The sequence below is a fragment of the Bradyrhizobium sp. ORS 375 genome, from assembly GCF_000239775.1.
Lineage (GTDB): Bacteria > Pseudomonadota > Alphaproteobacteria > Rhizobiales > Xanthobacteraceae > Bradyrhizobium.
The window spans coordinates 1-6,265 of the sequence record NZ_CAFI01000089.1 but is presented as its reverse complement, the minus strand read 5'-3'; the positions used below and the strand labels follow the sequence as shown (position 1 = coordinate 6,265).

At 65.6% G+C, this 6,265-nt stretch carries 5 protein-coding genes; 3 read left to right on the top strand and 2 right to left on the bottom strand.

The window, feature by feature from the left end; translation table 11 throughout:
- Positions 1-101: 101 nt before the first annotated feature.
- Both BRAO375_RS07775 and BRAO375_RS07770 read right to left on the bottom strand, forming a co-directional pair.
- Complete coding sequence (locus BRAO375_RS07775) at positions 102-1,028, bottom strand: N-carbamoyl-D-amino-acid hydrolase (protein ID WP_009026913.1); 927 nt, start codon at positions 1,026-1,028, stop codon at positions 102-104.
- Between the two features lie 130 nt (positions 1,029-1,158).
- Positions 1,159-2,436, bottom strand: coding sequence for an amidohydrolase family protein (locus BRAO375_RS07770; protein ID WP_502688865.1), 1,278 nt, complete (start codon positions 2,434-2,436; stop codon positions 1,159-1,161).
- A gap of 208 nt (positions 2,437-2,644) precedes the next feature.
- On the opposite strand from BRAO375_RS07770, the gene BRAO375_RS07765 reads away from it, so the two are divergent.
- The 3 genes from BRAO375_RS07765 (at position 2,645) to upp (ending at position 6,007) form a co-directional block, all read left to right on the top strand.
- The gene (locus BRAO375_RS07765) at positions 2,645-3,901 is read left to right on the top strand and encodes a GTP cyclohydrolase II (protein ID WP_009026911.1); all 1,257 of its coding nucleotides are present in this window, start codon (positions 2,645-2,647) and stop codon (positions 3,899-3,901) included.
- Positions 3,902-3,915: 14 nt separating this feature from the next.
- Positions 3,916-5,139 carry a URC4/urg3 family protein gene (locus BRAO375_RS07760; RefSeq protein ID WP_009026910.1) on the top strand — a complete coding sequence of 408 codons (1,224 nt, stop codon included), beginning with the start codon at positions 3,916-3,918 and terminating at the stop codon, positions 5,137-5,139.
- Between the two features lie 238 nt (positions 5,140-5,377).
- Positions 5,378-6,007, top strand: coding sequence for a uracil phosphoribosyltransferase (gene upp, locus BRAO375_RS07755; RefSeq protein WP_009026909.1), 630 nt, complete (start codon positions 5,378-5,380; stop codon positions 6,005-6,007).
- Positions 6,008-6,265: the final 258 nt, after the last annotated feature.

Below are 6,265 nucleotides of genomic sequence, written 5' to 3'. Positions count from 1 at the left end.
GGCTGCCCTTCACCCCAACCCTCTCCCCGTGAAGAACGGGGAGAGGGAGCGCACTGAGTTCTGCGACACAGTGCCACCTGCAACTCACAGGGCAGCATACCTCACTCCGGCGGCACCGCTCCGGTGCGGCTGGTGATCAGCCCATAATGTTCGATCCTCCGATGCCGGGCGAAGTCGAAGATCGTCTGCTTGCCGAAACGCGTCGCATCCATATCGCACGGCGCGACCAGCACCTCGTCGCCTTCGGTCGCGGCTTCCGCGACGATCTCGCCGTCGGGATTGACGATCAGGCTGCCCCCGATCAGATGATGGCCGTCCTCGTCGCCGGCCTTGGCCACCGCCACCACCCAGCACGAGTTCTGATACGCGCCGGCCTGAGCGGAGAGGCGATTGTGAAACAGGCGCTGCTGCAGTCCCTCTGCTGACTTCAACGAGTTCACCGACGGCGTGTTGTAGCCGATCAACACCAGCTCGACGTCCTGCAGTCCCATGACGCGATAGGTCTCCGGCCAGCGGCGGTCGTTGCAGATTGCCATGCCGATGATGCCACCGAGATTGCGCCAGACCGGAAAGCCGAGATCGCCCGGCTCGAAATAGCGCTTCTCCAGATGCTGGTGGCTGCGCTGTGGCTCGAACGCCTCGTGGCCGGGCAGATGCACCTTGCGGTACTTGCCGACGATGTTGCTCGTGCGATCGGTGAGAACGGCGGTGTTGTAGTGATGCCCATCCGGCGTCAGCTCGGCATAACCGAGATACATCGCCATGCCGTGCTCCGCGGCGCGATCGAACAGCGGCTGGACTGCGGCGTTGGGCATCGACGCTTCGAACCATTTATCGACCTCCGCCTGATCCTCCATGTACCAGCGCGGAAAGAACGTGGTCAGCGCCAGCTCCGGATAGACGATCAGGTCGGCGCCCTTGCGCTTCGCCTCGTCCATCAGCGCGATCATGCGCGCGACGACGGCCTCTCGGCTCTCGGCCCGCTGGATCGGCCCCATCTGGGCGGCGGCAACGTTGATGATGCGCATGAAGGAACTCCTATCGTAACTCCACCGTCATTGCGAGCGAAGCGAAGCAATCCAGGGCCGCGCAAGGACTCTGGATTGCTTCGCTTCGCTCGCAATGACGCGTTGATAGACCATATACTGCAACAACCAATCAACCAGGCCGATTCAGCACCGGGCGCGTGCGCGAGAACGACGGGCGACCGCGTTTGAGGCCCCATAGCGGCTGCGCCAGCGTCGCCACCGCTTCGGTAGGGTCGCGTGCATCGATGCAGACGAGATCCGCCGGCGCGCCGACTGCGATCCCATAATCGCCGAGCCGCATCAGCTTCGCGGCATCATGCGTCACCATGTCCAGGCAGCCGGCAAGATGATCCGGACGCGAGACGTGACAGACATTGGCGTAGAGATTGGCCATGCGGATCAGCGAGCCGTCACCATAGGGCGTGAACGGGTTGAGCACGTTGTTGGTCGATAGCGAGCAGGTCACGCCCCTCTCGCGTAGCGGCTCCAGCGGCACCACGCCGCGCGGGATGGCGTGATCCTGGCGGCGTCCCATCAGATGCAGATCGGTCGACGGCAGCACAGTGACCGCGACGCCGGCATTGGCGAGCTTCACAGCGATGGCGTTGAAGCGCTCCGGCGGCAGCAGCGACAGCTGCGTGACATGACCGACCGCGACGCGGCCGCCCCAGCCATATTCCTCCGTCTTGCGGTAGACATATTCGATCTGCATTTGATCCAATGTCTCGGCGAGATCGAGGTGCATGTCGATATCGACGTCGTGCTCGCGCGCGATCGCGAAGATACGATCGATCTGCGCCGGCGGATCGCTGTCGAAATAGGGTGCGGCGCCGATGGTCCGCGCGCCACGACGCAGCCCTTCGATCAGCAGCTCTTCCGTGCCCGGATAGTTCGTCAGCCCTTCCTGTGGAAACACGCAGATCTCGAGATCCAGCGCCCAGGCATAGTCGCGCGCGAGCTGTTGGATCGCCTCGAACGCAATGAAGCCGATGCCGGGATCGAGCTCGACATGGGTCCGCATCCGCATCGTGCCGTGGCTGACGCAGCGCTCCACGGTCTGCTTCGCTCTGTGATAGACATCCTCGGCTGTGAAGTTGCGCTTCGCGGCCGCCGTCTCGCGCACGGCCTCGGCCACCGTACCTTCCCGGATCGTGCAGCGATCGAGGATGCAGGTTTTGTCGAGGTGGATATGCGTCTCGATGAAGCCGGGCACGACAAGGCAATTCTCCGCGTCACGCTCGTCTCCGTCCGCCCGCAGCGCAGCCTCGATGGCCACGATGCGGCCATCGGAAATTCCGATATCCGCGCGGCGCAGCTCGCTCTGCTGCGCCAGCACCGCATTGCGAATGATCAGGTCCATGCCGCCTTTGCCGTCCCAGTATCCATGCACGCCAAGCTGGCGGCGCAACGCTCAAAAGGCAAGCGCCATGCCAGCGGTGCACGCCGCGCTGCAGCGTCCGCCGCGGGCCGATACCATTCGTTTACAAACAGAGGGCTGGTGCGGACCACTTGTTTGGCCGGGAAAAACTGCTATATTGGTGTATGGAAAACGTGAACTCGTTCTGCTCAGGCCCGTCGTCAAGGCGGGCCGTTGCCGTTTTGGGGGTGGCTGTCCGATGACTCGCTCCAACCGCACGGATCACATCCGCCTGACCTCACACCCGGTGCCAGGCGCCAAGCATAATTTCCCCCTCCACTGGGGCGCCGAGAGCGCGCGTGAGCGCGGGCCCGTGATCGGAACGGTGTCGCGTCCGCAGGACCGCAACGTCATCGGCAGCCATGGCGGCTCCTACACGGTCTACCGCGCGCTCGCGGTGTCGTCCGGCGCGCTCGATCCGATCCGCCGACCCGATCTCACCAACACCCATCCCGCCGCCACGATCGGCCCGTTCGGCCAGTGGCGCGATCCGGCCAAGATCGTCGCGCTCGATCCCTGGGGCCACCTCGTTGCTGAGAACTTCGGTGGCGAGATCGCCGAGGGCATCGACATCCGGCCGACCATCGCGGTGACCAAAGCGCGGATCGAGCTGCCGGAGCTGCATGCGGCGATGGCTGCGAAGCGTCTCGTTCACGACGGCGAGGTCGTGCACGCCAATGGCAGCGTGTCTGTGGTCAAGATCGCGATCGATCCGGTGTGGTACCTGCCCGGCGTCGCCGCGCGTTTCGGCACCAGCGAGACCAATCTGCGCCGCGGCCTGTTCGAGCAGACCGGCGGCATGTATCCGGAGCTGGTGACGCGGCCGGACCTGCAGGTGTTCCTGCCGCCGATCGGCGGCACCACGGTCTATCTGTTCGGCGACGTCACCAAGCTGAATGACTTCAGGACAAAGATCACGTGTCGCGTGCATGACGAGTGCAACGGCTCCGACGTGTTCGGCTCGGACATCTGCACCTGCCGTCCCTATCTGATCCACGGCATCGAGGAATGCGTCGCCGCCGGTCAGAACGGCGGGCTCGGCATCATCGTCTACAACCGCAAGGAAGGCCGCGCGCTCGGCGAAGTGACGAAATTCCTGGTCTACAATGCGCGCAAGCGCCAGGAGGACGGCGACGCCGCGGCGGCCTATTTCGAGCGCACCGAGTGCGTCGCCGGCGTGCAGGACGCGCGCTTCCAGCAGTTGATGCCGGACGTCATCCATTGGCTCGGCATCAAACGCATCGATCGCTTCATCTCGATGAGCGACATGAAGCACGACGCGCTGGTCGGCCAGGGCGTCGACATCGTCGAGCGCGTGCCGATCCCGGACGAGCTGATCCCGGCCGACGCCCATGTCGAGATCGCGGCGAAAAAGGCCGCCGGCTATTTCTCGCTGGAGCCGCAGAAGCCCCAAGAGCTCGGCGACACCGTCGGCCGCCCGCTCGAGAAGTACTGAGCGCAGCGGCAATCATGACTGACGTCTCCTATCTCCTGTCCGCCCGCGCCGTGCGCGAGCGGGCGCACCAGATGCTTTCACTGGGGCTTGCGGACCAGCTGCCGCATTTCCGGGTCGATCTCGCCAAGCTCGATGCGGTCGCCGATCTCGTGCTCGACGTCACCGGCAAGGCCTATCCGAACGGCGAGGTGCCGTTCCATTCACGCTGGCGGCACTTCGTGGTCGGTGGCGCCGATCGCTGGGCTGCGATCGCTGACAAGGTGCCGTGGCCGGATGCGGAGGCCCGCGCGCGCGCCGAGTTCGACCTCGCCATCACCAGCGTGCTGCTCGACGCCGGCGCCGGTGCGGCCTGGCGCTATCAGGATGCGGTGACCGGCACGCGCATTGGGCGCTCCGAGGGGCTGGCGCTGGCGAGCCTCGAGATGTTCGCGAGCGGCGCGTTCTCCGCCGACGCGAACGATCCGCTGCGCGCCGATGCCGCGAAGCTGCAGCAGCTCACCATCGCCGATCTCGAACGCGGCTTTCAGGTAGGTCCCGACAATCCGTTGGTCGGACTCGAAGGCCGCGTTGCGTTGCTGCGCCGGCTCGGTGAGGTCACGGCTGTAAGGCCACAGGTCTTCGGAATCAAGGATGCTCCGCGTCCCGGCGGCTTGTTCGATCAGCTCGCCGCCGGTGCGACCGGCGGCCATCTCCAGGCCGCCGACATCCTGCAGCAGGTGCTGCTGCAACTCGGCCCGATCTGGCCGTCACGGCTGACCGTGGACGGCCTCGCACTCGGTGATTGCTGGCGACACCCGGCCCTGGTCACCGACGACTCGACCACCGGCCTCGTCCCGCTGCACAAGCTGTCGCAATGGCTGAGCTATTCGCTGATCGAACCGCTCCAGCGCGCGGGCCTCGTGGTGGACAACATCGACGGCCTCACCGGCCTCGCCGAATACCGCAATGGCGGTCTGTTCATCGACGGCGGCGTGCTGGTCCTGCGCGATCCCGCCGAAGCCTCGCGTGCCCATGAGGTCGACTCGCCGCTGGTGGTGGAATGGCGCGCGCTCACCGTCGCCCTGCTCGACCGCGTGGCCGCCCTGATCCGCTTGCGTACCGGTCAGACGCCCGAGCAACTGCCGCTCGCCCGCATCCTCGAAGGCGGCACCTGGGCCGCCGGCCGCAAGCTCGCCTTCGAGCGGCGTCCCGACGGCTCGCCGCCGCTGACCATCATCAGCGACGGCACAGTGTTTTAAGGGGTTTGGACCACACTTGGCGACCCTGCGGCTCCGTCATTGCGAGCGAAGCGAAGCAATCCAGGGCCAGGAAGAAAGTCTGGATTGCTTCGTCGCTTCGCTCCTCGCAATGACGAGCCCAAAAGGTATCCGTAGGGTGGGCAAAGCGCAGCGTGCCCACCGCTCCTATTTGAGCTAACATCGCGGTGGGCACGGCGCTTCGCGCCTTTGCCCACCCTACGTGTCGGAGATGAAAGCCATGGAAGGCGTCACGGTCGTCGATCATCCGCTGGTGCAGCACAAGCTGACCCTCATCCGCGACAAGTCGATCTCGACCAAGTCGTTCCGCGAGTTGCTCAAGGAGATCGGCATGCTCCTGTGCTACGAGGTCACGCGCGACCTGCCGCTGACGGAGGTCGAAGTCGAGACGCCGCTGGCGCGAATGCAATCGGCCAAGATCGCCGGCAAGAAGCTGGTGTTTGTACCGGTGCTGCGCGCCGGCGTCACCTTCGTCGACGGCATGCTCGATCTGGTGCCGACCGCGCGCGTCGCCCATATCGGCCTCTACCGTGAGCCGCAGACCTTTACCGCCGTCGAGTACTTCTTCAAGGCCCCGTCCGATTTGCAGGAGCGCCTCGCCGTCGTGGTGACGCCGGTGCTGGCGACCGGAAATAGCGCCGTCGCCGCGGTCGACCGGCTCAAGGAGTGCGGCGCCAAGGACATCCGCATGGTCTGCATGATCGCCGCCCCCGAAGGCGTCGAGCGCGTCCGGGGCCTGCATCCCGATGTCACGCTGTGGACCGCCGCGATCGACGAGGGCCTCGACGACGATGCCTTCATCGTCCCCGGCCTCGGCGACGCCGGCGACCGCGCCTATGGGACGCGGTAGCGGCACTGACTCTTCTTCATCGCCCGCCAGCCGCGTCGCACGACCTGTTTTTTGCGCCACGCCCTCTCCCACCGTCATGGCCGGGCTTGTCCCGGCCATCCACGCCGTACGGCGAACTCTGAGGGACGTGGATGCCCGGGACAAGCCCGGGCATGACGATATGGAGACATCCAGGCTCAGCCCTCACCTCATCGCGTCCCGTCTCTTTCCACCGCGCTCCGAAACGCCGCCGACAGGGCCGCAAGGGCGTCACGCGCG